The 25,837-nt window shown below is 36.0% G+C and carries 23 protein-coding genes; 10 read left to right on the top strand and 13 right to left on the bottom strand.

The window, feature by feature from the left end; translation table 11 throughout:
* Positions 1-23 precede the first annotated feature (23 nt).
* The 3 genes from KORDIASMS9_RS20780 to porQ form a co-directional block, all read right to left on the bottom strand.
* Entirely contained in the window at positions 24-1,034 is a 1,011-nt protein-coding gene (locus KORDIASMS9_RS20780) for a hypothetical protein (RefSeq protein WP_114904700.1), read from the bottom strand.
* Between the two features lie 101 nt (positions 1,035-1,135).
* Positions 1,136-1,825: a (d)CMP kinase gene (gene cmk / locus KORDIASMS9_RS20785; protein ID WP_114904701.1), complete on the bottom strand. Its 690-nt coding sequence runs from the start codon at positions 1,823-1,825 to the stop codon at positions 1,136-1,138.
* Between the two features lie 31 nt (positions 1,826-1,856).
* Positions 1,857-2,876 carry a type IX secretion system protein PorQ gene (gene porQ / locus KORDIASMS9_RS20790; protein ID WP_114904702.1) on the bottom strand — a complete coding sequence of 340 codons (1,020 nt, stop codon included), beginning with the start codon at positions 2,874-2,876 and terminating at the stop codon, positions 1,857-1,859.
* A 312-nt stretch (positions 2,877-3,188) separates the two neighbouring features.
* Between porQ and KORDIASMS9_RS20795 the strand changes: the two genes are divergently transcribed.
* A complete protein-coding gene (locus KORDIASMS9_RS20795; RefSeq protein ID WP_114904703.1) occupies positions 3,189-3,437 on the top strand; it encodes a hypothetical protein in 249 nt (82 codons plus the stop codon).
* 121 nt (positions 3,438-3,558) lie between these two features.
* Positions 3,559-4,770: a radical SAM protein gene (locus KORDIASMS9_RS20800; protein ID WP_114904704.1), complete on the top strand. Its 1,212-nt coding sequence runs from the start codon at positions 3,559-3,561 to the stop codon at positions 4,768-4,770.
* 279 nt (positions 4,771-5,049) lie between these two features.
* On the opposite strand, the gene lon is transcribed toward KORDIASMS9_RS20800, so the two are convergent.
* Positions 5,050-7,512, bottom strand: a complete 2,463-nt coding sequence (lon, locus tag KORDIASMS9_RS20805; protein WP_114904705.1) for an endopeptidase La — start codon at positions 7,510-7,512, stop codon at positions 5,050-5,052.
* Positions 7,513-7,761: 249 nt separating this feature from the next.
* Between lon and KORDIASMS9_RS20810 the strand changes: the two genes are divergently transcribed.
* Genes KORDIASMS9_RS20810 through KORDIASMS9_RS20825 form a run of 4 tightly spaced genes read left to right on the top strand, consistent with a single transcriptional unit; the run spans position 7,762 to position 10,730 of the window.
* Positions 7,762-8,316 (top strand): RNA polymerase sigma factor, encoded by a 555-nt coding sequence (locus KORDIASMS9_RS20810; RefSeq protein ID WP_205318014.1) that lies wholly within the window; start codon positions 7,762-7,764, stop codon positions 8,314-8,316.
* Entirely contained in the window at positions 8,313-8,882 is a 570-nt protein-coding gene (locus KORDIASMS9_RS20815; protein ID WP_114904706.1) for a hypothetical protein, read from the top strand. The genes KORDIASMS9_RS20810 and KORDIASMS9_RS20815 overlap by 4 nt, the downstream gene beginning before the upstream one ends.
* The gene (locus tag KORDIASMS9_RS20820) at positions 8,863-9,954 is read left to right on the top strand and encodes a hypothetical protein (protein WP_114905313.1); all 1,092 of its coding nucleotides are present in this window, start codon (positions 8,863-8,865) and stop codon (positions 9,952-9,954) included. The genes KORDIASMS9_RS20815 and KORDIASMS9_RS20820 overlap by 20 nt, the downstream gene beginning before the upstream one ends.
* Before the next feature lie 47 nt (positions 9,955-10,001).
* The gene (locus tag KORDIASMS9_RS20825; RefSeq protein ID WP_114904707.1) at positions 10,002-10,730 is read left to right on the top strand and encodes a head GIN domain-containing protein; all 729 of its coding nucleotides are present in this window, start codon (positions 10,002-10,004) and stop codon (positions 10,728-10,730) included.
* An 81-nt stretch (positions 10,731-10,811) separates the two neighbouring features.
* Here the strand turns inward: KORDIASMS9_RS20825 and KORDIASMS9_RS20830 are convergent, their stop codons facing one another.
* From KORDIASMS9_RS20830 to KORDIASMS9_RS20845, 4 genes are all read right to left on the bottom strand, one after another.
* Entirely contained in the window at positions 10,812-11,411 is a 600-nt protein-coding gene (locus KORDIASMS9_RS20830) for a hypothetical protein (RefSeq protein WP_114904708.1), read from the bottom strand.
* An 80-nt stretch (positions 11,412-11,491) separates the two neighbouring features.
* Positions 11,492-12,196, bottom strand: coding sequence for a hypothetical protein (locus KORDIASMS9_RS20835; RefSeq protein ID WP_114904709.1), 705 nt, complete (start codon positions 12,194-12,196; stop codon positions 11,492-11,494).
* 33 nt (positions 12,197-12,229) lie between these two features.
* Positions 12,230-13,564 carry an MFS transporter gene (locus tag KORDIASMS9_RS20840; protein ID WP_114904710.1) on the bottom strand — a complete coding sequence of 445 codons (1,335 nt, stop codon included), beginning with the start codon at positions 13,562-13,564 and terminating at the stop codon, positions 12,230-12,232.
* An 81-nt stretch (positions 13,565-13,645) separates the two neighbouring features.
* The gene (locus tag KORDIASMS9_RS20845; protein WP_114904711.1) at positions 13,646-14,467 is read right to left on the bottom strand and encodes a M48 family metallopeptidase; all 822 of its coding nucleotides are present in this window, start codon (positions 14,465-14,467) and stop codon (positions 13,646-13,648) included.
* 154 nt (positions 14,468-14,621) lie between these two features.
* On the opposite strand from KORDIASMS9_RS20845, the gene KORDIASMS9_RS20850 reads away from it, so the two are divergent.
* Positions 14,622-15,488, top strand: a complete 867-nt coding sequence (locus KORDIASMS9_RS20850; protein ID WP_114904712.1) for an alpha/beta fold hydrolase — start codon at positions 14,622-14,624, stop codon at positions 15,486-15,488.
* A gap of 90 nt (positions 15,489-15,578) precedes the next feature.
* Here KORDIASMS9_RS20850 and KORDIASMS9_RS20855 read toward each other — a convergent pair whose 3' ends face one another.
* Together KORDIASMS9_RS20855 and KORDIASMS9_RS20860 are read right to left on the bottom strand one after the other, a co-directional pair.
* On the bottom strand, positions 15,579-16,394 hold the full coding sequence (locus tag KORDIASMS9_RS20855; RefSeq protein ID WP_114904713.1) for a BatD family protein: 816 nt from the start codon (positions 16,392-16,394) through the stop codon (positions 15,579-15,581).
* 264 nt (positions 16,395-16,658) lie between these two features.
* Positions 16,659-19,061 carry a glycoside hydrolase family 31 protein gene (locus KORDIASMS9_RS20860; RefSeq protein ID WP_114904714.1) on the bottom strand — a complete coding sequence of 801 codons (2,403 nt, stop codon included), beginning with the start codon at positions 19,059-19,061 and terminating at the stop codon, positions 16,659-16,661.
* Between the two features lie 259 nt (positions 19,062-19,320).
* On the opposite strand from KORDIASMS9_RS20860, the gene KORDIASMS9_RS23505 reads away from it, so the two are divergent.
* From KORDIASMS9_RS23505 to KORDIASMS9_RS23515, 3 genes are all read left to right on the top strand, one after another.
* Positions 19,321-19,479, top strand: a complete 159-nt coding sequence (locus KORDIASMS9_RS23505) for a hypothetical protein (protein WP_162820088.1) — start codon at positions 19,321-19,323, stop codon at positions 19,477-19,479.
* Between the two features lie 19 nt (positions 19,480-19,498).
* A complete protein-coding gene (locus tag KORDIASMS9_RS23510) occupies positions 19,499-19,672 on the top strand; it encodes a hypothetical protein (RefSeq protein WP_162820089.1) in 174 nt (57 codons plus the stop codon).
* A gap of 110 nt (positions 19,673-19,782) precedes the next feature.
* The gene (locus KORDIASMS9_RS23515; RefSeq protein ID WP_162820090.1) at positions 19,783-19,941 is read left to right on the top strand and encodes a hypothetical protein; all 159 of its coding nucleotides are present in this window, start codon (positions 19,783-19,785) and stop codon (positions 19,939-19,941) included.
* A gap of 380 nt (positions 19,942-20,321) precedes the next feature.
* Here the strand turns inward: KORDIASMS9_RS23515 and glgB are convergent, their stop codons facing one another.
* Genes glgB through KORDIASMS9_RS20875 form a run of 3 tightly spaced genes read right to left on the bottom strand, consistent with a single transcriptional unit; the run spans position 20,322 to position 25,813 of the window.
* Entirely contained in the window at positions 20,322-22,235 is a 1,914-nt protein-coding gene (gene glgB, locus KORDIASMS9_RS20865) for a 1,4-alpha-glucan branching protein GlgB (protein ID WP_114904715.1), read from the bottom strand.
* 3 nt (positions 22,236-22,238) lie between these two features.
* Positions 22,239-23,861, bottom strand: a complete 1,623-nt coding sequence (locus tag KORDIASMS9_RS20870) for a trehalose synthase (RefSeq protein ID WP_114904716.1) — start codon at positions 23,859-23,861, stop codon at positions 22,239-22,241.
* A 14-nt stretch (positions 23,862-23,875) separates the two neighbouring features.
* Positions 23,876-25,813 (bottom strand): alpha-1,4-glucan--maltose-1-phosphate maltosyltransferase, encoded by a 1,938-nt coding sequence (locus tag KORDIASMS9_RS20875; RefSeq protein ID WP_114904717.1) that lies wholly within the window; start codon positions 25,811-25,813, stop codon positions 23,876-23,878.
* Positions 25,814-25,837 lie beyond the last annotated feature (24 nt).

Here is a 25,837-nt window from a genome sequence, read left to right on the forward strand (position 1 = left end):
AAATTGGGAGCTTTTTTTATTCTTTATAATTTATCAAAAATAACTTTTGTTTCAAAAGACCAAGATTGTCCTTTATTTAAATTCGTATTTTGAAAGTACCTGTAGTACTTCCTGTAACGTTTAGTATCCCAGATATATTGATTAGCATACATATTGTATGTACTGAACTTGCTTTCTATATTTGCAGATAACTTTTTTGTATCGTTCCAAACAAATAATACATCATTATATCCTTCTAGTTTTCTTTTCCCATTTTGATTAAAACGAACAGTATTTTCCTTATTATCGACAGATCCTTGTTTTGCCACATCAATACTAATTGATACAATAGACCCAAAACAAGTATTCATCGGGATCATATCTTTAGCTGTAATTATATTTTTTGTAAAGTATCCACCATCTGAGATTTTTGTTGTTTTTAAATGCGTAGCATCTTCCGTGTGTGCATTATCTTCTCTATACATAATACTTTTTTGTATATATGTAAAACTTTCACATCCTCTCATTTTAAATCCAGTAGTACTATCATTTATTAAATTACCATCTATAAGAAAGCTTATTTCTGTAAATTTTTCTCTCCCATGAAATCCACCTGTAGGTTCAGAAGCTCCTAATCTTTTGTATGTAAATTCAGATTCTCCATAATGTAGCAATGTAGATCCTGTTGAAAGCATTTCTCTTCCGTTAAATATAAATTCTTTACAGTAAATTATTCTATATTGATCTAAATATACATCATCAGATAAATCCTGCTCGCGAACAATGGAAAAACCCCAGTAATATTCAGGCTTTGTGCTACTTTGCGTATATACTTTAAACAAATGATTGCCTTTGTAACCTACAGGATTAAAAGTCACATAACATTTTTTAAATTCTCCAGTTAAACTTGCTTGGTAAGTATTAGTCTCTACGTTGGTTCCTTCTTGTGGAGTGTCTAATTGAGTTTTATTATTTTTATTTTTTGCACATGAAGACACTAGAAATACAATAAAAATATTGATAGATATTAAAAATATCTGTTTGGAAGTTTTCATATTATGTAAGGACTTATGTGATTTCTTTCTAAAAAACTACATAAAAAAAGCATTTCAAAAAATACTAATTATAGTGTGTTTTTATTGGACCTCATTAACTTTCATACGTTTATAGTTCGTTTTACCAAATTCAAAATTCGTTCAAACTGCTCTTTCAGTCCCATGTCGCTATTATCAATAGCAATAGCACCTTCTGCTTGTCGTAAAGGTGAATCTTCTCGGTGCGAATCTATATAATCGCGATTTTGCACATTTCGTAACACATCTTCGTATTTAACATCATCTCCTTTTTCAATCAGTTCTTTGTAACGCCGTATAGCTCTTTTTTCTGGGGAAGCTGTCATAAAGAGTTTTAATTCTGCTTCCGGAAAAACAACAGTTCCAATATCACGTCCGTCCATCACAATGCCTTTATCTTCGCCCATTTTCTGTTGTTGCTTTACCAATTGATACCGAACTTCTGGAACAGCCGCCACTTTGCTCACATGGTCAGAAACTGCTAAGGTTCTAATTTCTTTCTCCACATTTTCATCATTTAAGTACATTTCGGCGAAGCCTAACGCATCATTATATATAAAGTTGAGATGAATGTTGTGTAAATCTGCCACCAAATCGTTTTCAGAAAAATCATCGTCAGTAATATATCCTTTGCGCATTGCATACAAAGTCACCGCACGATACATGGCGCCCGTATCTACATAAATATAAGCGAGTTGTTTAGCCAGTTGTTTAGCAATCGTACTTTTTCCTGTGGATGAGAAACCATCAATGGCAATGATAATTTTTTTCATGATCGCGTCCTTTGTGCCGTTTGGCGAAAGTTTATTGTAAGTTGATCGTTACACCAAACATGCTGGTATTGGCAGCAATGGCATAACGTGCATAGGTGTAATCAAATTTGAGTTTGTTGATTCGAAGTCCAAAACCAGCCGTAATTCCTGAAAAATTACGTTGGTCTATAATTTTCAATTCTTCACCTCTACGGAAGTTATATCCTAAGCGAATATTGAATCCTCTGTCTGGAAACAATTCTACACCCACAATCGTACGGCGAATGATATTTTGGAAAAACGTAACTTCTTCTTCGGTAGTTCCGCCTTCAATAGATTGCTCAGCTCTGTTTGGATTGGCAAAGGCAATATTCCATTCCTGTAAATTTTCAAAAGTAACATGCCAGCGAATTGGAACATGTTCTAATTTTTGCGACAATCCTAAGATCAATTCAAAGGGCAATTGCTCTTGCAATCCTGCATAGGTTGTAAATTGAAAACCTAAATTTCGTGCAACAAGCGCGACATTAAATTCCAATTCTTCATTTATATACATCATTCCCAAATCAACAGCGCCGCCAAAAGAATTGTATTGCTCTAATTTGGAACTAATAAATTTTGTATTGACACCTACATGAATGTCCGTTCTTGGAATATTATATGCATATCCTAACGACAACGCAACTTCATTTCCTGTAAAGCTTCCCGTAGAATTCCCTTGTTCGTCATATCCGTCAAACTGACCGTAAGACACATAGGTAACTCCTGCATGAAAAGTTTGCACTCTTCTGTCCCACGTATAAGCATAAGCAGCAGAACCATAATTGACATCTCCTAAATAATTGACGTAATTTACAGACAGTTGATTGTCCATTCTATAATTAATCGTCGCAGGATTGAACAATGCCTGATTCACATCTTTATCATAATTCGTAATCACTTTTCCTCCCAAAGCGGCTTGTCTTGGCGAAGAAACTAAGTTTAAAAACTGGTACGTGTATCTACCTCCGATTTGTGCGGAAGCTAGCGTAGTCATAAACAAAAAAAAGGAAAAGAGGATCTTTTTCTGCATGTGTACAAATTAACTAAAATCTTTATTCAAAACGTGTACATATCATAAATATTTTACACCTTTTTCAAAAAAATCAGATATTTCTCATAAATGATTTTATTCTGCGGCAAAACTACACTTTTTATTGACAATCCTTTACTAATATGGTGATTTAAGCATATATGTTTTGATGAGATTTTATAAAACCGCACTTAGTTTCCTTGTTTATCAACCAAAAACGGACGTACCTTAAAAAAGAATTAATTCGCCAAATGGAGGATCTCAAAAAGCCATTTTAAACATTAGAGTAGAGTTCACAACAATCAAACTATTATGAAAAAAAAGTTTTTTTTAAACAAAACAGTAGCTGCTTTATCGGAGAAACAGATAGCAGATTTAGACAGTATTTTTGGAGGTGTCGCTGATATTCCAATTGATGATATTATTCATTACCCAACTGGTGGCGGTGGCCCAAGATGTCCAGACGGATATTACTGGCATGAAGGTACTGCTCGTTGCATTAGAGATGGAGAATATCCATATGAAGAAGCAAAACAAACAACTACCAGAGAACATGCTTAATTGCTAAAAACTCACATAAAATCGTGACAGTTGCTCAACAAAATGCCTTATAAACGTGTTTAGTTTAACAAGTTGGGCAACTGTTTTTTAAAGTTTTACCTTAATCTTTATTGTTTTTCCTATGCATTTCAACCGTTTAGTTTTAAAAGTTGCCAGTCGCTGTAATTTGAATTGCTCGTACTGTTTTATGTATAATTTGGGCGATACTTCTTTTCGAAATCAACCAAAATTCATGAAAGAAAGTATGATTCCGCATATTGTGACGCGTGTGGCGAATTATTTGAAAGAATATCCGCAAGAAGTGTTCACCTTTACGTTTCACGGCGGCGAACCTTTGTTGATTGACAAATCTTTTTTTGGGAAATTTATCCGTCAGGCGGAAAGTTTACAAGAATGGTTTCCTGACACTACTTTTGAATACAATGTACAAACCAACGGCGTTTTGATTGATGATGAATGGGCAGCAGTTTTAAAGGAACACAACATATTTCCAGGTGTAAGTTTAGACGGCACAAAAAAAGCGCACGATATGTATCGGAAAGATCACAAAGAAAATGGCAGTTATGATGATGTCATTCGCGGTTTACAATTACTCAAACGCAAACTAGGTTTTGTCTCTGTAATTAGTGTAATGAATATTGACGAATCGGCTGAAACAACGTATACACATTTAACAGACATTTCCTCAGATTACGTAAATTTCTTATTGCCCGACTATACGCATGATAGTTTCCCGTACCCACCAAAAGCGATGGGGAAATGGTTGATTGAACTCTACGATTTATGGATTCAGGATGAAAACCGACCAATTATTCCGTTTTTTAACGGTTTGACGAATGCGATTTTAGGTTCGCAAAAAATTGCGCGTCATGAAGCACATGCATTGGTCATAGAAACCAATGGCGATATTGAAGCTATTGATTCTTTAAAAGGCTGCGGTGAAAACTTTACCAAAACCAATATGAATGTGTTTTCGCATGATTTTAAGGAAATTGTACAATTGCCGTTAGGAAAACTCTATTTTGAAGAAAGTACGGAAAAATTATGTTCCAAATGCTTAGAATGTCCTGTTGTAAGTGTTTGTCGCGGTGGACGTTTGGTGCATCGTCATAAAAAAGAAAATGGGTTCAACAATCCGTCCGTGTATTGTGAAGATATGATTCTAATGATTTCACACATTCAAAATACCATGATGGAACTCGTTCCAAGCATGTACGACGATAGCATTTCAAAAATGGACGCCTTGGAAATTATTGACTATCTAAATACACTCGATGTTGAGAACCTAGAAGATCTGTACAAAAAAGATTTGGAGTTTTTTAGTGTTGTTTGACCTTGAACTTGAAAGTTGAAACGCTAACCGTCTGTTAGAGTGTTTTTATGTAGCGAAGCAAACATAAAAATATATAGAGAACAACTATGTGTTTTTAGATACTTCTCGATACAATTTTTCTACATTTTATTTCGACTAAGCTCAATGTAAAACATTACGAAAAATTACTCAAAGTGACATGATATATATTGAAAGTTGAAACATCAACTAAAACAAAAAAATGAACTCAAACATACGTCCAAGTTCATTTTTCAATTTAAAATTCAATTTCAAATTCCGTTAGTCTACTGACAACGTTTTTGCATTCTTTACAGGCGCATCTGTAATGGCGTGTTTTATCACTTCGCTCATTTCGGTTACGTAATGAAATGTAAGTCCTTTTAAATAGGATTCTTTGATTTCTAAAATATCACGCCTGTTCTGTGCGCACAAAATAATTTCTTTGATACCTGCACGTTTCGCGGCTAAGATTTTTTCTTTAATTCCGCCAACAGGCAACACTTTTCCTCGCAAGGTAATTTCGCCTGTCATGGCAATATCTTTTTTCACTTTTTTCTGTGTGAATAAAGAAACTAAGGAAGTTAACATGGTAATTCCAGCACTTGGTCCATCTTTTGGTGTCGCACCTTCCGGAACGTGAATGTGCACATTGTATTTAGAGAAAATTTCAGGTTTCACACCTAAAAAGTCTGCGTTGGATTTCATGTATTCCATGGCAATTGTTGCAGATTCTTTCATCACTTTCCCTAAGTTTCCTGTAATGGAAAGCGTTCCTTTTCCTTTAGATAAGATAGATTCTATAAATAAAATATCACCGCCAACGCTTGTCCACGCCAATCCTGTCACCACACCCGCTACATCATTATTTTCATATTTGCTGCGTTCCATGCGTGCAGGTCCTAAAACTTCTTCTACAATCGCATTGGTCACTTTTTTCTCGTATTTTTCTTCCATGGCAATGGATTTTGCCGCATAACGCACCATTTTAGCAATTTGCTTTTCCAGTCCACGTACGCCACTTTCACGTGTGTATCCTTCTACAATTTTTTCGAGTTGCTTCTTCCCTATTTTTAAATCTTTCGACGTAAGTCCGTGTTCTTTTAATTGTTTTTCCAACAGATGTTTTCCTCCAATTTCTACTTTTTCTTCCGTAGTATAACCTGTTACGTTGATGATTTCCATACGATCGCGCAACGCTGGCTGAATGGTACTTAAACTGTTTGCCGTGGCTATAAACATTACTTTCGACAAATCGTAGCCCATTTCTAAGAAATTATCGTAAAACTCCGTATTCTGTTCTGGATCCAACACTTCCAACATCGCAGACGACGGATCGCCATTGTGACTGCTAGAAAGCTTGTCAATTTCATCCAATACAAACACAGGATTTGACGTTCCTGCTTTTTTCAAACTTTGAATAATTCGTCCTGGCATGGCGCCAATATAGGTTTTACGATGTCCGCGAATTTCTGCTTCATCACGCAATCCGCCAAGAGAAATACGCACATATTCTCTTCCCAACGCTTCTGCAATAGATTTTCCTAAGGATGTTTTTCCAACACCCGGAGGTCCATACAAACATAAAATGGGCGATTTCATATCGTTGCGCAGTTTGAGTACTGCCAAATATTCTATGATCCGTTTTTTTACATCTTCCAAACCAGCATGATCGCGGTCTAAGATCGTTTGTGCCCTTTTTAGGTCAAATTTATCTTTGCTGAATTCATTCCAAGGTAAATCTAAAAACAACTCCAAATAATTGCGCTGAATGGAATATTCGGCAACTTGTGGATTCATGCGTTGCATTTTTGCCAATTCCTTATCAAAGTGCTTCTTCACCTTTTCGTCCCACTTTTTCTTTTTGGCACGTGTGCGCATGTCTTCTGCTTCTTGTTCATGCGAAACGCCGCCACCCAATTCTTCTTGAATGGTTTTCATTTGCTGATGCAAGAAATATTCTCGCTGTTGCTGATCTAAATCGTGGCGAACTTTGGACTGAATGTCATTTTTCAATTCCAGCTTCTGCATTTCCAAGTTCATACTTTTCAACGTTGCCAAGGCGCGTTGCTTCAAATCTTTCACAGCTAACAATTCTTGCTTTTCTTTCACTGTCAAGTTCATATTTGAAGATATAAAATTGATCAAAAACGAAGAACTTTCAATATTTTGAATCGCAAAAGAAGCTTCTGACGGAATGTTTGGACTTTCCTTTATAATTTGTAATGCAATCTCTTTAATAGAATCTAAAATCGCCGTAAACTCTTCATCATCCTTGTCTGGTCGTGTTTCTGGCACTTCTTTCACCGTTGCTTCCATGTATGGCGTTTCTTGCAATAATGTATCTACTTCAAAACGCTTTTTTCCTTGAATAATGATGGTTGTATTTCCGTCTGGCATTTGTAACACACGTAAAATACGCGCTACTGTCCCTAACGTATTGATATCTTCTAAGGTTGGATTTTCAACTGCTTCATCTTTTTGTGCCACTACTCCAATCACTTTTCCGCCATTATTAGCATCTTTAATTAGTTGAATAGATGTATCGCGTCCAGCAGTAATTGGAATCACAACGCCTGGAAATAATACGGTATTTCGAAGCGGTAGTATTGGTAGTGTTGCTGGCAGTTCTTCCCTATTAATTTCTTCTTCATCTTCGGGCGTCATTAACGGAATCAATTCCGCATCTTCATCAATGGATTGAAATGACAAACTGTCCATATTTAAAAACTTTGTCTCACTCATGTGTATCGGTGTAGGTCATTCTGTCATAAAAACCGAATGCTATCTTTTTATTTATTTACTTTTTATTAGGTGTAACCGCTTATAAATCAACTGAAGCGTTGATTTTACTGGCATAGTTCACATATTAAAAACAATTCTTATGCCAAGTTTTCTTTTGAAAAGTGACAAATTGCAAGAAATATTAAATAATTTTAGGTAAAAGTGTAACAAACTTAATTTTCAACAATCTTTACAATAAACTAAAACTTTTTGAGCCACCAAAAGTTACATACTGAACAACTCATTACGTTGTGCAAAGAAGGAAACCAGTCTGCGCAAATGGAGATTTACAATCGTTATTACAAAGCGATGTACAATACTGCATTTCGAATTTTAAAAGATAGCGCAGAAGCCGAAGATGCCATGCAAGAAGCGTTTTTAAATGCTTTTATAAAATTGGACACTTTTAGCGAAAAAGTTTCTTTTGGCGCATGGTTAAAAAAAATTGTAGTGAACAAAAGTATTTATCTGTATAAAAAGCAGCGACGAAAAGAAGAAGTTCCTATCGACACCATGTTACATAAGGTTGAAGATAACGATGGAATTGCTTCAGACGAGGAGTTTACAAGCTTACAGGCTCAAAAAGTATTGCAAACTTTAAAAACACTGAAAGACAATTACAGAGTTTCTTTGACCTTACATTTAATTGAAGGGTTCGATTATGAAGAAATTTGCTCAATTCTAGATATCAGCTATGCAAATTGCCGAACAACAATTTCGCGCGCAAAAGAAAGTCTAAGACGAAAACTGGAAGTATACGTATGAAAGAGAAAGATAACATTACAAATCTGTTTGACCGATTGCAAGACGATTTCGACATCGAAACGCCGCAACTCGGACACGAACATCGTTTTTTGAAAAAGCTGCAACAACCGCCAGCTCAAGAAATCACTGAAACCAAACAACCGAATGCCCTGTTTACTTGGTGGAAACAAATTGCGGCGGCCTGTGTCGTATTGCTAAGTCTGGGAATTTTAATTGGTTCTAATGTTGATTTTGGCGCTTCCGCAGAAGAAACTCAGATTACCTTTTCGCCAGAAGTGGAAAAATCACAACTGTATTTTGCCTCTTTAATTGAGAAGGAACTTGAAAAAGTAAAAGCAGCAGAAGACGAAGATACCAAAGAGATCATTCAAGATGCTATGAAGCGTTTGGAGCGACTCGAAAATGATTACGAAACCCTAAAAAATCAACTCGTTGAAAACGGAGACGACAAACGAATTTTACACGCCATGATCACCAATTTTCAATTGCGTATAGAGTTACTTGAAAGCGTTTTACAACAAATTGATGAAATTAAATTATTCAAAAATGAACAGACTATTATATAAACTAACACTGATTGCTTTTATACTTCCTGTCGTAGCTTTTGCTTCCAATGGAAACGGAAAATTGAAAGGAAAGCATACCAAAGAGAAAACCATTACCAAAGAGTTTTCTGTAAGTGCAGATGCATTACTCAAAGTAACAAGTAGTTACGGAACCGTACATTTAACTTCTTGGGACAAAAATACTATTGCTATTGAAGTGGTGATTAAAACCAATGGAAATTCTGAAAAGAAAGTTACCGAACGCTTGGATCAAATTGATGTCGATTTTACAAACACTACAAATATGGTGAATGCCAAAACGAAATTCAATAACGGTTCTAAAGCTTGGTGGAAATGGAACAAGCGCAACAATGTAAACGTAAATGTAAATTATACCATTAAGTTTCCAAAAGGCAATGAATTGGACATTTCAAATGATCACGGAAAAATTTTCATTGACAAAGCAGAGAATAAAGTTTCGTTAAGTTCTGATTATGGCGGTATGGAAATTGGCGAATTGATGTCTGATAACAATTCACTCAATTTTGATTACACCAATAATGTAACCATCGCATATATGGGCGGAGGACGCATTAATGCGGATTATTCTTCTTTTAAAATTGACAAAGCCGGAGATATTGACTTGAATGCGGATTATACAAAATCTGTTTTTGGAGAAATTAACGATATTGAGTATACCTGCGACTTTAAAACGCTTCAAATAGAAAAAGCAAACAATGTAGAAGGTGTTGGTGATTATTTATCGCTTCGTTTGGGAAAAATTACTGGAGATGTAGACTTAGAAGCGGACTACGGTTCTATTAAAATTGCAGAAATGACGAGTAATGCTGGCGATATTACTATTGAATCTGAGTATGCAGGCATTAAGATAGGCTATCAACCGAATTACAATTTCACTTTTGAGTTTAACTTGGAAAATGCAAGTTTGAAAGGTGAAGAAAGTTTCACGGTTAATAAAAAAATAGTTGAAGATGGCGAAAAATATTATGAAGGTTATCACGGAAATGGTTCAAGTAGTAACAGCATCATCATCAACTCTGAGTACGGAAGTATTCGTTTTACAAAATTATAATTCATCAAATCATAAAAACAATAATTCAATCTAAAAAATCAATCATTATGAAAAAAGCGACAGTATTTATCATTACGCTATTACTAGCCACAACAGTTTCTCATGCACAATGGGGAAAAAAGAAAATTAAAGGAAACGGAAAGGTAACCACTATTACACGATCTACATCAGATTATGACGCTGTAAAAGTTGCTGGTTTCTTTGATGTAGAATTGGTAGCAGGAACCGAAGGAAACATTACACTTAAAGGAGAATCTAATTTGTTAGAATACGTGATGACCGAAGTAGACGGCGACGTGTTAAAGATTAAAACAAAAAAAGGATACAACTTACGTACTAGCAAAAGACAATCGTTAGTAATTACTGTGCCTTTTCAAGACATTAGTAAAGTTTCTTTATCAGGTTCGGGAGATGTGTATACCAAAGACACTATAAAAGCAGACTCTTTTGGAATGGCATTGGCAGGTTCGGGAGATGTTATTATTGATGTGGAAACAGGAAAGTTAAAAATGGCGGTTTCTGGTTCGGGAGATATGACTGCAACAGGAACTGCGGATAACGCAGAAATAGCATTGTCAGGTTCAGGTGACATTCACGCATATAAATTAACGGCAAAAAGTGCCAAAGTAAGTTTGGCAGGTTCGGGAGATATTAGAGTACACGCTACAGATTACTTAAAAGCACGTGTAGCTGGTTCGGGAGACATTACGTATAAAGGAAAACCCGCAAAACAAGATACCAAAGTAGCAGGTTCTGGAAGCATTTCTATGAACTAGGAGATTCAACAATCAAAATTTGGACATGCAAAAAGCCACTCGTTTCGGAGTGGCTTTTGTATGTTTTTTATATTTTTCTAATTATTCTCTTGTAAATACCGAAGTTGACATGACTGATACTGAAATTTCAATCCCTTCTAAAGATTGTACATCTTGCTGATTTTGCACAAATGTAAGTGTTTGCCCGTCTGCACTAATTGAGTATTCCAATTCTTGCGGTTCTCCAGTGACGCCACTTGTGTCAGCTCCTGGCACACTAAACGTATAAAAAGGTTCATCAAGAATCATGGTAGTCGGTCCTACATTTTCATACGTTCCACTTTCGGTAGTAACGTCTCCACCTTGAGTTGTTGTCATAGGAGATTCTCCATTAAAACTCGTTGTCATAGAAATAACGTAGCTTCCTGTAGCGGTATAAGTATCTTCTGTAAACGTAAGTGTATAATCGAGATCGGTTCCTACAACATCAGAATCCACAGTCGTTGAAAAACCTAAAAGAGTGGTTGCTGTTTGTATGTCTGCATCTAAAGAAACTGCACGCCACGTTCCAATAAGTGAAGCGGAGCTACCACCTGTATTTATGGTTGCACTTTGGTCAATGTCTGCATCGAGTACTTCATTTTCGCAGGTAAATGCACATAATGAAACAAATATTAACAGTAATAGGGAAGCTTTTTTCATGTGATAACGGTTTTAATTTCAATCAAATGTAGTAATTTTTATGTTTTTAGCAATATTTTCTTTTTTTAGATACCTTTTGCTTAATAGTATTCATAAACTCTAGTAACTACTTTTTTTGGATTTTCCGTATCTTTTTCATCATAATCGAGGCGTTTTGTCCAATTATTATGTTCGTCAAATTCAACATGTTTGAAAGTGTATTGATAGTCAACATTGCCATCTTGATCAGTTTGTTTTTGACTGATAATTCGTCCCTTTGAATCATATTCAAAATCTAAGAAAATTTTTGGTCTTTTGTCTGATGGTGTATATGAGTCTAGTAATATAATTTCTTGCCGTATAATTCTATCATTTTCTATAAATGAAATTCCTTTGGAAGTGATGCCATCTTTAACATCTAAATTTTTAAATTTTATTTTAGTGTCAGACCTAAATGTAAGTTCCATTTTCCCCATTAATTCCCCTTCTGGATTGTATCTAAGTTCTTCAATAATCTCACCTTTTTCTCTTACAGGAATCATTTTTTCGGTTAAATTATGATCAGCATCTAAAAATTCTAGTGATTCGTAATTTCCAGTACGCTCAAAAGAGACTTTCATATTACCAAACTCTTCTGACAGTTTGCCTTGCTGCCATTCTCCAAATTTATGCGCAGCTTGGTAATAAAGCTCCGTGTATGTTTTTACATTTCCTTCTAACCCAAATATGGTAGAACGGTCCGTTTTATTGGAACAGGAAATACATATTCCAAAAAGTGTGAAAAGTATATATTTTTTAATGCGCATTTTTATAATTTTTAAAATGTAATGTAAATCTGTTTATTGTACATACCTTGTCTTCTTCACAAAACTCAATACGATGAATGAAATAAAGAAGAAAATTGCTAAAAATAATACCGACCATTGCATAGAACCAGTCATAGAATTTAACAAGCCAAAACCAAACATTCCGATCACAATGGCAATCTTTTCTGTAACATCATAAAAGCTAAAATACGTGGCAGTATCTTGTGTTTCTGGCAATAATTTTGAATAGGTAGAACGTGATAAGGATTGAATTGCACCAAGCACCAAACCAATTAAACCTCCTAAAGCATAAAAATAAAGTTCTATATTTTCTTGGGTTTTATCTAGTGAAAATGCTACAAAACAGACCAATCCCCAAATAACAATGGTAATCTTTAGTGCGGTAATATTTCCGTATTTTACAGATACTTTTGAAAAGATAAAAGCACCAAAAATAGCCACGAATTGTACTAATAAAATGGCGCCAATCAAATTTGTATCGGGCAAGCCTAATTCGGTACTTCCAAAAATCCCCGCCATATAAATAATGGTCTGAACGCCCACACTAAAAAAGAAAAACGATAGCAAAAACATACGCAACGAAGCATAGTTTTTCAGTTCTTTCCAAACTTTCCCTAATTCTTTAAATCCACTTGTTAAATAGCCTTTTTCAGGTTTTCTATGTTGTTCGTTATTTGGTAGCCTTCTATAGGTGATTTGTGCAAATCCTAGCCACCAAAGTCCAACAATAATAAACGAAATACGCGTTGCCTGACCTGTACTTTTAAATCCGAAAAACTCATGATTCATAATCATTGCCAAGCAAATAATAAGCAACAAAATAGAACCAATATATCCCATTATAAATCCTTTGGCACTTGCTTGATCTTGCTGTTCTGGATGTGCTACTTCGGGCAAATAGGCATTGTAAAAAACGATGCTTCCCCAAAAACCAATTCCAGAGGTAATTGTGAGTGCCAGTCCAACCCAAAGTGTCGATTCTCCTTGAAAGAAGAATAAACCAATAATAGACAACGAACCTAAAAGGCAAAAGAATTTTAAAAACTTGAGTTTGTTTCCTGTATAATCTGCTATTCCCGAAAGTATTGGCGATATAATAGCCACAATTGCCATAAAAAATGCTACAGTATAATTGTATAAAGAAGTTGGATTGATTTCAACACCTAAAAATTCGATTGTTTTGCTTGCTTCTACATAACTTTCAAATCCTTTGGTAACACCTGCATAATATATGGGAAATACCGCCGTACTAATGACGAGTGAATATACAGAGTTTGCCCAATCGTAAAATGCCCATGCGCCAATTAGTTTTTTATCGCCTTTTTGCAGTTGTGTCTTTTTTCTCATGTTGTCTAAAAAGTAAAAACCGTTCACAGTAATTTGTGAACGGCTTCTAAAATACAGATTTATTTTTGAAAGTACGTTATATTAAAATTTTCCTATCGCACGATATTCTGCAACACCAAACTTTTTTGCTTCCGATTTTGCTCTGTCGGCTTCTGCCTGTAAGTTTTTAATACGTGTTTCACTTGATGGATGCGTGCTTAAAAATTCTGGCGGTGCTTTTCCAGCACTTTTTGCGCCCATACGTTTCCACAATTCTGGTGCTTCGTCGGGATTGTAGCCTGCGATTGCCATTAAGTAAATTCCAATCTTATCCGCTTCGTTTTCGTGTTTTCTGCTAAAAGGCAACATTCCCAATACGTTTGATCCGACACCGTAATATTGATTGAATGCTTCACGCGATTTGTCATCTTTGATCGCAATGTTTCCGGCTACTGCCAATCCTTGTTGTAAATACGCAGCACTCATACGTTGTTGCCCATGATTTGCCAATGCGTGTGCAACTTCATGTCCCATAATCGCTGCTACGGCAGTTTCGTTTTGAGCCACAGGTAAAATTCCTGTGTAAAATACAATCTTTCCGCCTGGCATACACCACGCGTTTACCGCAGGATCGTCTACCAAGTTATATTCCCATTGGTAATCTTTTAAATAGCCTTGCTGTCCGTTTGCATCTAACCAACGTTCTGCTGCAACGGCAATACGCTCTCCTACACGTTGAATCATTTGTGCTTGCGAAGTTCCCTTGACTACTTTATTTTCGGTTAAAAATTGATCATACTGTGCAAATGCTGTTGGAAATAGTTGCGCATTTGATACAAACGCCATAGTTTTTTTTCCAGTGAATGGATTCGTGGCGCAAGATAGTATAAATATAAAAGCTGATAATGCTATTAATTTCTTCATGATTTTTTATTTTAAGTATTTAATACTGTATGTTGAAATACAATAGGTAACAAAATTAACGATTATTAAATAATTCACATAAAACTATAAAATGTATTTCCGAAGCTCGAAAATTTACCTCACTTTTGAAAAATCTTAGATAGAGTACCAAAAAATGAGTCAAACTGCATCCAACGCAAACCCTGAACCGCCTGTACAAGTCCCGAAACCGATTTTGTATACAGGTCGCTTTTTACAATTTTTTTCTACTACGCTTGCCGCGAAATATGCAAAGCGATTGTTTATTACGCCTATTAAATACAAAATGCCAAAGCGTGAATTTCACATGGACAAAGCGTCTACACAAACAATGATGCATGTTCCTAAGATTGAAAAAGATATTTTGGTATACTCCTATGGCGAAAGTGATAAAAAGATTGTATTGGCTCATGGTTGGAGCGGTCGCGGAACACAATTGGTGAAAATTGCCGATCATTTTGTGAATTTAGGTTACCAAACCATTAGTTTTGATGCGACTTCACATGGAAAGTTAAAAGGCAATCAGTCTTCTTTGTTAGAATTTATTGAATCCATTAAAGAATTGGACAAACAATACGGACCGTTTGAGTTTGCTATTGGCCATAGTTTGGGCGGCATGTCTTTATTGAATGCGATTCACGATGGTATGCAAGTACAAAAACTGGTGACCATTGGTGCTGGAGATCTGATTTCAGATATTATTTCGGACTTTATTGAAGCGTTGACATTGAAACCAATTGTGGCTACCAAAATGAAAGCGAACTTAGATCGTATCTACGGAAGTGATATTAATGCCGTTTCTGCCAGTAATGTTGCAAAAAAAGTAGACATTCCAACGTTGGTTATACATGATGAAAATGATGGAGATGTTCCTGTAAAAGCTGCACATGCAATTTACAAAGCACTTCCAAAAGGCAGCATTCATATAACAGAAGGTTTAGGACATCGCAGAATTTTGGGGAATACTGCGGTTATTGAGAAGATAGAAGCGTTTTTGTTGTAGTCAAAGTTTCCAACTTTGACTAGCCATTTTGAATTCCGCATCAATTATATAAGTGTTGGTAACAATTTCTTACGTCGAATTCACGTTAATCTAGTTTGTTATCTTAAAATTCCAGTGGTTTGTTTTTATTTTTTTATCTTCAGTTTTAATTTCTAAAGGCTTCATAGTTACTTCTCCAGAAGCTAAAGCTTGGCAAATAAAATACCTGTAATGATGTTTAAAGCCATTGTCATAGATTGTCGAAATTCCTGCACTTTTCACTTTAAATTTTTGACTTAAATTTTCTATATCCTCTATAGAAATACTTGTTTTATCAAAATCCATATTACTTTCGATAACAATTTTAAAATGGTCATTGATTTTTACAATATTTTTATCTGTCCAAAGTAATAAACCTCTCTCATTAATGTTCTTTGAAATTCGAGATTCAATCTTACTTTCAAGTCTTTCTTTTTCGGCTACTTTATATTTTTCTATTCTATCAGCTTCTATTTTATCGGCTAATTTTATAGAATCAACTTTGGAAAGTCTGATAGATTCTTGTGGTTTTTTCAGTATTACATACGCGTCAAGAGGGATTTCGTACGATTTATTATTTGACCAGAGTTGTGCTGATGGCAATTTATAAGTTGTATCAATTTTTGCAGTAAAACGATATTCATAATACACCTTTTTTGGGGATACATTTTTACCATTAGCATCTAATTTCTTGTTTTGAACTTTAATAAGTTTTGTGTCAATTGGAAAATAAATAGAATCTATTCCATTGTCAAACCTTACTACTAATGCAAGTGTCTCGTAACTATAAAGTTTTGAAACCAAAATAGATTTTGGTTCATCAGTTTGACTGAAAACGTTAACTGTTAAAAATATAGATAGTATTAATGTTATTCTTAGGTTTTTCATTTCTTGTTGCCAACGTATGTATATTCCAAATTCGGTATATTTTCATTTATAATTTTATACCATTTACAACTTGAAATTACTGGTATTAGTTCTTTTTAAAACTACACTTTTCTTATTCAAAGTCAAAATCATCTAATGAATTTTATTTAATATTTGCTTTTTTCATTGACAATCGAAGTGATAACTTGTAACATAAAAAAAGAGTCAACACTATAAAAGTCCTGACTCTTGTATCTAAATAGCCAAATATCTTGATGCTAAATACTAGCCAATAATATGTATTTCTGAAAAGTTTTTGTCAACTACAAAAGCACCATTTTTGTCTTTTTTCACTTTTGATAATGGAACTGTGACATTATCTAATTGGAATTCTTTGACTTTGAATGGCAATCCGTGAATGTTCAACTTGAAGTTTTCATAGGTAGTAATATATTTTCCTTCTTTGTGTTGCTGAATGATCAATTCTTTTTTCTTTCCTGTAATTTTGAAAGTTCTCAGACTGTATCGCCCTTTGGTATAATCGTACCCATCATGTGCATCGTCAAATAATTGCGAACGCTCTTTTCCTTCTTTGTAGTAGATATCTAAGGTTACTTCTTTGATATCTTTTTCCCCTACATATTGTTGTACAGGATATTTTGGAATCACCGCGCCAGCTTTTACGAAAATTGGCATGCTATCAATTTCAGCATCCACCCATTTTTCTTTTCCTCCTTCTACCATTTCATCTGTCCAGTAATTGTACCATTGTCCACGTGGAATGTACATTCTGCGACCTTTACTATTTGGTTCTTGAATTGGACATACCAATATCTGATCTCCAAAAACAAATTCGTCCGTTCGGTAATGCGTTTGATGATCTTCTTGATCAAACATCACGAGTGATTTTAACAATGGCGTTCCATGATCTACCAAATTCCAAAAAGCAGTGTATAAGTATGGTAATAATTGATAACGCAATTCCACAAACTTACGCACTACATCCGTTACATCTTCATCAAAAGCCCACGGTTCTTGATCGCCATGATCTCCCGAAGAATGCACTCTACAAAACGGATGAAAGATTCCTAATTGAATCCAACGTGTAAATAATTCTCCTTGCGGTTGTTCGGCAAATCCACCAATATCACTTCCCACAAAAGAAAAACCAGACATTGCCATGCGTTGTGCTTGTACATTGGCAATCCATAAGTGTTCCCAAGTTGCCACATTGTCGCCTGTCCAAGATGAGGTATACCGTTGTGTTCCTGAATATGCTGAACGCGTAATGACAAACGGACGTTTTGGATAGTTAAATTTCTTCAATCCTTGATACGTGGCGCGCGCCATTTGCATTCCGTATATATTGTGTGCTTTTCGGTGACTGCATGGATTTCCATCATAATCGTGACGCACATCATCTGGGAACGTTTTGTTGGGCACTTCCATTACCGCAGGTTCGTTCATATCGTTCCAAACACCTTTGATTCCGATATCTTCAATCAATTCTTTAAATAAGCCTGACCACCAATCGCGCACTTCTGGTTTGGTAAAATCGGGAAAGTAACATTCCCCTGGCCATACTTTTCCTTTCATGTACGGACCATCGGCGCGTTTGCAGAAATAATCTTTATCGAGTGCTTCTTTAAAAACACTGTATTCTTTGTCTATTTTAATGCCTGGATCAATAATCGCGACAGTTTTAAAACCATCATCAGCGAGTTCTTTCACCATTCGCTTTGGATCTGGAAAGTGATCTTTATTCCATGTAAAACAACGGAAACCATCCATATAATCAATATCTAAATAAATAGCATCACATGGAATTTTTAAGTCTCTGAATTTCTTCGTGATTTCTTTTACGTTGCTTTCTGGATAGTAACTCCATTTACATTGGTGATATCCCAACGCCCATAATGGCGGCAATTGATGCGGTTTTCCTGTTAAGTCGGTATAACTTTCTACGACATCTTGCATTTGCGGTCCGTAAATGAAGTAATAGTTCATTTCGCCACCTTGTGCCCAAAAACTTGTCACGTTTCTACGTTCGTGTGCAAAATCAAAATAACTTCTGAACGTATTGTCAAAAAAGATTCCGTACGCTTTGTTGTGATGCAATCCTGTATAAAACGGAATGGCTTTGTAAATAGGATCTGTATTTTTACCATACGCATACGAGTCTGTCACCCAGTTTTGGAAACGTTTGCCTTTCAGGTTCAAATGTTCTGGCTTGTCTCCGAGTCCGAAGTAACTTTCGCGTTCATTGACAGTTTTGCTCATTTTTACGATGTTTCCGCCGTATTCGTAGCTTTCTTCCCAGTGAAATCCTAGTTCATCTTCATTGATCAACGTATTGTCTTTAACATCGTACAACTGTACACGCATGTTTGCTTTCGCGATGTGACATATCAGTTTTGACGTCGTAATGATGTATTTTTCGTCATCTTCTTCAATTTCTAAATGATTGTATCCCGTGCTCGCATATTTAGTGATCGCGTAGGAGAAATCATTTTCAAAAGTTCCTGTCGTGGTATATCTAAAACGCAAGACACTGTCGCGCACAATTCGCATTTGCATCACGACATCATTATCGGATGTAAAATATAACGTGTCAACATCTTTGCTGAAGTTTATAATTTTGGAAGGAAATAAATTCCCTTTGTTCTCTAATTCAGTATTTACAATCATTTTGCAATTTTTCGAATAATACGTAAAAAAACGGAAAAGTTTAGAGAATTAAAAGCTTTAAAACCTTGACTTATTAACGATAACGTTATAGTTGATCGTATTTTGTGATTTTAGAAGTCCAAGTTAGAAATTTTAGGATGAATCCGAGTTGGAAACTCCAACTAACAAAAGTTTTTGACTTGTTTTTTGGCACTTATAAAGGAATGAAAATTCTTTATTTTATGTGATTAATTTTATAAACCTATTAAATTATTGAATCATGAAAAAAAGAACGATCAAATCATTAGAACTGAATAAGAAAACAATTTCAAAAATGGAATCCTCTAAAGTACAAGGAGGATACACTACTTGGACGGCATATACATATACTATTATTGTATTGGGAGAGGCTATCGCTAATTATACAGAACAAGACTAATTGAAACAACACTAAAATCATGAAAAAAAGAACGATTAAATCATTAGAACTGAATAAAAAAACAATTTCAACTATTGAAACTGATAAAGTACATGGAGGATCATATTCTGTTTGGACAGCATATTTGGCAACTGTTGGATATGCGACTGCAGCTGCAGCTGATGCATTGATTGACTATTTGGATAATGAATAACTTTAGTTGAATTGAAATATGTCATTACATACACGTAAACTTGTAAAGCATTCCTAATATTTCTCTAAAACAAAGAAATTATATACAAACTAACAACCAAAATATTAATTATGAAAAAAAGAACGATCAAATCATTAGAACTGAATAAAAAAACAATCTCTACATTGGATGCTGCTGAATTAAAAGGAGGAACTACAGTTTCTATTACATGTACAGCAGGTGAAATTTGTATTGAAATCATTCTTTGGACGCTCACATACAAAAACTAAGACCAATTTGATTATAATAAGCAACTTTACAGACGAAGTTGCTTTGGGATCATAGAACGTCGCGAATGCTGTGCATAGCCGTAGCTACAGAACGTATTCGCAAGGAACTAGGATGCCAAATGAACAAGTCTATATGTTGCATTTTATAGTGAAACTGGTATAATTATTCATAACTACAGTTTCACTGTGTAGCAAAAAAAGGTTGCCTAAAAAGTAAATATTTCGTCAAACCGAACCTTTCAATGGTCGCTCAAGACAGGCTTGATTGGTTTCTCATAACAGTTAAAAATCAGTGTGATGAGATTCTGAGTCAAGCTCAGAATGACGCTTTTAATGACTTTTTAGACAGCTTTTTTTATATTTATGTCAATATTAAAATGTTATGCTTTGTATTTTAAGACTACCATTCCTAATGGCGGAATTGTCACTTTGGCAGAATGATTTCTAAATTGCCATTCTTTTTCTTCCGTTGTTATTGTTCCTGAATTTACAAAATCACTTGTTCCTGCATATTTCTTTACATCACTGTTGAAGATTTCTTGCAATGTTCCTTCGTTTGGCAAACCAATGCGATAGGCTTCACGTGGAATTGGCGTCATGTTGCAGGCAATGATCAGATCGTTTGCTGGTTTTTTTCCTTTTCGGATGTAGACTAACACAGAGTTTTCCGAATCGTTGTAATCAATCCACTCAAAACCTTCTGCGGAAAATTGCAGTTCGTGTAAGGCTGGCTCTGATTTGTATAATCCATTTAGGTCTTTTAATAAGCTTTGTACACCTTTATGTACATCGTAGTCTAGCAAATGCCAATCGAGACTTTGTTGAAAGTTCCATTCGCCACTTTGTCCAAATTCAGCTCCTTGAAAGAGTAAATTTGCTCCTGGATGCGTAAACATGTAACTGTACAACAAACGTACGTTGGCAAAACGTTGCCACTCGTCGCCTGGCATTCTTCCTAAAATGGAATGTTTTCCATACACGACCTCATCATGCGACAACGGCAACATAAAGTTTTCCGTAAATGCATAGGTCATGCTAAAGGTTAAATCGTTTTGATGGTGTTTTCTATAAATGGGTTCTTTCGCAAAATATTGCAGCGTATCATGCATCCAACCCATCATCCATTTCATCCCAAAACCGAGTCCGCCAATACTTGCAGGACGCGATACCATTGGAAAGGACGTTGATTCTTCGGCAATGGTTTGTACGTCCGGAAACATGCTGTACACCGCTTCGTTCATTTCTTTCATAAACGCGATGGCATCCAAGTTTTCTCGTCCGCCAAACTGATTCGGTTCCCACTCGCCATCTTCACGAGAGTAATCTAAAAATAACATGGAAGCAACCGCATCTACGCGCAAACCGTCCGCATGATATTGATCGAGCCAAAAAATAGCATTACTAATTAAGAACGATTTCACCTCGTTTCGACCGTAATTAAAGATCAAACTTTTCCAGTCGGGATGATAGCCTTTTCGTTTGTCTGGATGTTCATACAAACAGGTTCCATCAAAGAAACCGAGTCCGTGTGCATCTTCTGGAAAGTGCGATGGCACCCAATCTAAAATGATTCCGATATCGTTTTGGTGGAGTTTATCTACCAATAATTTGAATTCTTCTGGAACTCCAAATCGCGAAGTTGGCGCAAAATATCCTGTCAACTGATAGCCCCAACTTGGATCGTACGGATATTCCATCACAGGCATCAATTCGACATGAGTAAAGTTCATGTCTTTTACATACGCCACCAATTCGTCTGCCAATTCGGTATAGCTTAAAAATTTATTGTCTTCTATTTTTCGTTTCCACGAACCCAAATGCACTTCGTATACAGAATATGGCGCATCCAAGGCATTGTGCTTTTTACGTTTGGTCATCCAATCGCTATCTTTCCAATTGTGATCCGCATTCCAAACCACAGAAGCCGTTTTTGGTGGATGCTCGCAACGACGCGCATACGGATCTGCTTTTTCCGTTTTGATGTCGTTGTGATGACTTTGTATTTTATACTTATAAATACTTCCTTGACCAACATTTGGAATGAAACCTTCCCAGATACCACTGGAATCCCAACGTACATTCAGTTGGTGTTCGCCTTCTATCCAAAAGTTAAAATCACCAATCACAGAAACGGTTTTTGCACTTGGTGCCCAAACTGCAAAATAAGTTCCTGCTACACCATCGACAGTGATGGTATGCGAACCAAATTTTTCGTACAATTTGTAATGTTTTCCGGCTTTGAATAGATTGATATCGAATTCAGAGAATAAACTATGTGGAATTACTTTTGCCATAAATTAGTTGTGATTGATAATGTTTGTGATTCCTTTTAATGGAATAACTGCCCAAAGCGGTCGCGAATTGAGTTCATACCCAAGTTCGTAAATCGCTTTTTCAAGCAATGAATATTTTAGTAAAAAGATGCGTTCTTGACTGTATCCAATGTTCAAATTGGCATCTTGAATGGTACTGATGTATGTTTTTAAGAATACACCAATAAAATATGTGTATAACAATTCGCCTGCGTCAAAAAGATCTTCTTGCGCACCTTTGTATTTGTCTTTATGATTGAAAATGGTTGCGTAAATCGCGTAGTGAAAACTTCTAAATAAACCTGCCACATCTTTCAACGGTGGTTGTTTTACTTTTCGATCGCGAATGGTGCTTTCAGGTTCACCTTCAAAATCGAGAATGTAAAAATCGTCGTCTTTCACTAAAATTTGTCCCAAATGATAATCGCCATGTACTCTGATGCGTTCCCCTTTCAACTTTGTCCAATCGAAATTGACCAATCGTTTACGGATGTCGTTTTTGTTGTCTAAAAATTCTTGCGCTAAGGTTAACGACAATCCTTCTAGTTTGTGCAAATTGTTTTCCACCGTGTTCAATCGGTTTTGAAATTGATAGAGCAATCTGTTTTTTAGCCAAACCGTATAATCACCGTTAAAATGTGTCGGTGTAAAAGCCGTTTCTTCAAATTCGCTTCCTAAAGCAATGTGCATTCCCGCAGTACGTTCCGCTAGTTTTTGAATTTTTAAGAATAAATTCAATCCTACCCAATCAATGATTTGCGGCGGCACATCGTTAATGCTTAACCGATCAAATAATTCCGTTTCGGGCAGGCCTTTTATATTGATGTTTTTCGTTTCTATATTTAGAAATACTTTGTGAAGTTCTTTCAACATATAATCCCATGCATCGCCTTCATTGGGCACCATTTCTTGCATGAGTCCGATCGTAATATTTTCCTTATCGGAATCAACAATACTCAAACTTCCCAAATAGGCTGGCGTATTTTTGTATTGTTTTTTTTCAGATAAAAATCGACTCATTTCGTAGTCTGGATTTTTATTCGCATAAATTCTTCGGAAGAATTTCAACACATAACTTTCATTGTATACTATAGACGTATTGCTTTGCTCCAAGCCCATGAAGCGTGACGATTTGTATGCATCGTTGAACAACAGACTTTTGTGATATTGCACACGTGTTTGATCGTTGGGAACTGCCGTGAGAATGCGTTCAAATACTAGTTTTCGAAATGCTTCCAAGTTGATCGCATCAATGATAAAACCTTCTTGATTTTTAATGCTGATTGGCAGAATACGTTCTTCTTTGGCAAAACTTTCATCTGACACAAACGCAATCGGTAAGAAATAATGTTGATAGAAGGCTTCTACAAAATTGACTTCTAAGATTAATCCATAATAAACTTCGCCATGTTGTTGAATGCGGAAATATTCCGACAGTTCAATGTATTTTAGTTTGCTTGCTTTTCCTCCATACCAACGCTGTTTGATGATATAATCTTCCAACACTTCCGAAAGAAATGCATTGACAAAATCTTGGTTTTCGAGCAATTCTTCCCAAGCATCGTTAAAATTATAGTGCGTGTTGGTTTTGGTGGTTTTTTTAGCCATGGTTAATGGTTTTTCTACTTATTGATTTTAAAGATATGAAACGGCAACGTAGGATGCAATTCTACATAATTCCATTCGTCATACCAATTGTAGCTGTTTCCAGTGATTAAATCGTGTACTTCTACTTTGTGTCCGTGTTGAATGCCCAAATCGTGCAACGGCAATTGTACATTTCCTTGTTGCGGATAGTATGGATCTAAGCTGATGATCACCAAAATTTCACTCGTTTTGTCTTGATTCCACTTGTAGAAAGCCATGAGGTTGTCATTTTCTATATGGCAGAATTTGATGTTGTTCGTTTGTTGCAACGCTTCGTGTTCGTGACGAATGTGATTGATGCGAGAAATCAGCGTTGTCAATTTATTTTCTTTGAACCAATCGTAGTGACAGAGTTGAAACTTCTCCGACATGTAGTATTCTTCCTTTCCAGGAATGGCTTCGTCAATCATTTGCTCAAAAACAGGTCCGTATATCCCAATGTTAGAACTCAAGGTTGCTGCTAAGGCATAACGCTGAATGTACTTTGATTCGTTCGCACCTTGCAAATGATACGGATTGATGTCTGGCGTATTTGGCCAAAAATTCGGTCGCATGTATTCTTTTTGCTCCGTTTTGGTCAATTCTTCTACATATTCAATGAGTTCGTGTTTGCTGTTTCGCCAAGTGAAATACGTGTACGATTGTGTGTAGCCTTGTTTTGCCAATTGCTGCATCACTTTTGGTTTGGTAAACGCTTCCGCGAGAAAAAGTACGTCTGGGAATTCCTTTTTTACTTCGGCAATAATCCAATTCCAGAAGTAATATGGTTTCGTGTGCGGATTGTCTACACGAAATACGCGTACACCACAATCAATCCAAACTTTGAGAATGTCTAAACATTCGTTCCACAGGTTTTGAAAGTCTTCACTTTCCCAGTAAATCGGCAAAATGTCTTGGTATTTTTTTGGTGGATTTTCGGCATATTGCACCGTTCCATCTGGTCGCCATTTAAACCAATCTGGATGCGACGTTACCCACGGATGATCGGGCGCCGCTTGCAACGCATAATCCATTGCGATTTCGATGTTGTGTTCTTTGGCTTTGGAAACTAAGGCTTTAAAATCGTCCATGGTTCCCAATTCTGGGTGAATATCTTTGTGTCCTCCGTATTGAGAACCGATTCCCCATGCAGAACCGACATCGCCTTTTTTAGCTTCCGTTGTATTGTTTTTTCCTTTACGGTTGACTTCTCCAATTGGATGAATTGGTGGAAAGTACAACGTATCAAATCCCATATTGGCAACGCGCGGCAATAAGCGTTCGCAATCTTTGAACGTTCCGTGTTGTCCTTCCGTTTCCGAAGCAGAACGCGGAAAGAATTCGTACCAAGTACTGAATTGTGCTTTTTTACGATCGACATAAATTTGCAATTCGTGCGATTCGTTCGCTAGATGCTTCGCTGGATATTTTAAAAAGATGTCGTGTAAGCGTGAACTTTTGGCTTCCATGATTGCGCTGTCATATTGAGAAGCATCTTGAAAGGCTTCTATGCATTCGCCTAAATAGTCTTTTTCGGCTTTCGTTGCTTTTTTGCGTAGTGGTTTTAGCAATTCGGCACCTTCTAGTAATTCCGAAATTATGTGTTGATTGTCGTCAATTTTACGTTCAGCACCATGTTGCCAATTCAATCCATAATCTACCCAACCTTGCACTTTATACGTGTAGAAACCTTGTTTTTCTACGACAAAAGACGCTTGCCATTCGTCGTTTCCTAGCTCGTGCATGCGTGCTTCTTTCCATGTTTTTGCTTTTTCATGTTTGTACAATACAGAAGCTGCAATGACATCATGTCCGTCTACTAAGACATGTGCTTGTACAGTAACGATTTCATTGACAATTCGTTTGATAAAAAATTCGCCACCATTCAATTGCGGTGAAATATGATCGATAACGACACGTTTTTGGTTTTGCATTTTTCGGAATAATTAGCGTTTTAA

The organism is Kordia sp. SMS9 (genome assembly GCF_003352465.1).
Classification (GTDB): Bacteria; Bacteroidota; Bacteroidia; order Flavobacteriales; family Flavobacteriaceae; genus Kordia.

What these genes read in the sequence shown, in the direction of transcription:
- KORDIASMS9_RS20780 (WP_114904700.1), bottom strand. Translation starts at nt 1,034, where the DNA reads ATGAAAACTTCCAAACAGATATTTTTAATATCTATCAATATTTTTATT.
- cmk (WP_114904701.1), bottom strand. Translation starts at nt 1,825, where the DNA reads ATGAAAAAAATTATCATTGCCATTGATGGTTTCTCATCCACAGGAAAA.
- porQ (WP_114904702.1), bottom strand. Translation starts at nt 2,876, where the DNA reads ATGCAGAAAAAGATCCTCTTTTCCTTTTTTTTGTTTATGACTACGCTA.
- KORDIASMS9_RS20795 (WP_114904703.1), top strand. Translation starts at nt 3,189, where the DNA reads ATGAAAAAAAAGTTTTTTTTAAACAAAACAGTAGCTGCTTTATCGGAG.
- KORDIASMS9_RS20800 (WP_114904704.1), top strand. Translation starts at nt 3,559, where the DNA reads ATGCATTTCAACCGTTTAGTTTTAAAAGTTGCCAGTCGCTGTAATTTG.
- lon (WP_114904705.1), bottom strand. Translation starts at nt 7,512, where the DNA reads ATGAGTGAGACAAAGTTTTTAAATATGGACAGTTTGTCATTTCAATCC.
- KORDIASMS9_RS20815 (WP_114904706.1), top strand. Translation starts at nt 8,313, where the DNA reads ATGAAAGAGAAAGATAACATTACAAATCTGTTTGACCGATTGCAAGAC.
- KORDIASMS9_RS20820 (WP_114905313.1), top strand. Translation starts at nt 8,863, where the DNA reads ATGAACAGACTATTATATAAACTAACACTGATTGCTTTTATACTTCCT.
- KORDIASMS9_RS20825 (WP_114904707.1), top strand. Translation starts at nt 10,002, where the DNA reads ATGAAAAAAGCGACAGTATTTATCATTACGCTATTACTAGCCACAACA.
- KORDIASMS9_RS20830 (WP_114904708.1), bottom strand. Translation starts at nt 11,411, where the DNA reads ATGAAAAAAGCTTCCCTATTACTGTTAATATTTGTTTCATTATGTGCA.
- KORDIASMS9_RS20835 (WP_114904709.1), bottom strand. Translation starts at nt 12,196, where the DNA reads ATGCGCATTAAAAAATATATACTTTTCACACTTTTTGGAATATGTATT.
- KORDIASMS9_RS20840 (WP_114904710.1), bottom strand. Translation starts at nt 13,564, where the DNA reads ATGAGAAAAAAGACACAACTGCAAAAAGGCGATAAAAAACTAATTGGC.
- KORDIASMS9_RS20845 (WP_114904711.1), bottom strand. Translation starts at nt 14,467, where the DNA reads ATGAAGAAATTAATAGCATTATCAGCTTTTATATTTATACTATCTTGC.
- KORDIASMS9_RS20850 (WP_114904712.1), top strand. Translation starts at nt 14,622, where the DNA reads ATGAGTCAAACTGCATCCAACGCAAACCCTGAACCGCCTGTACAAGTC.
- KORDIASMS9_RS20855 (WP_114904713.1), bottom strand. Translation starts at nt 16,394, where the DNA reads ATGAAAAACCTAAGAATAACATTAATACTATCTATATTTTTAACAGTT.
- KORDIASMS9_RS20860 (WP_114904714.1), bottom strand. Translation starts at nt 19,061, where the DNA reads ATGATTGTAAATACTGAATTAGAGAACAAAGGGAATTTATTTCCTTCC.
- KORDIASMS9_RS23505 (WP_162820088.1), top strand. Translation starts at nt 19,321, where the DNA reads ATGAAAAAAAGAACGATCAAATCATTAGAACTGAATAAGAAAACAATT.
- KORDIASMS9_RS23510 (WP_162820089.1), top strand. Translation starts at nt 19,499, where the DNA reads ATGAAAAAAAGAACGATTAAATCATTAGAACTGAATAAAAAAACAATT.
- KORDIASMS9_RS23515 (WP_162820090.1), top strand. Translation starts at nt 19,783, where the DNA reads ATGAAAAAAAGAACGATCAAATCATTAGAACTGAATAAAAAAACAATC.
- glgB (WP_114904715.1), bottom strand. Translation starts at nt 22,235, where the DNA reads ATGGCAAAAGTAATTCCACATAGTTTATTCTCTGAATTCGATATCAAT.
- KORDIASMS9_RS20870 (WP_114904716.1), bottom strand. Translation starts at nt 23,861, where the DNA reads ATGGCTAAAAAAACCACCAAAACCAACACGCACTATAATTTTAACGAT.
- KORDIASMS9_RS20875 (WP_114904717.1), bottom strand. Translation starts at nt 25,813, where the DNA reads ATGCAAAACCAAAAACGTGTCGTTATCGATCATATTTCACCGCAATTG.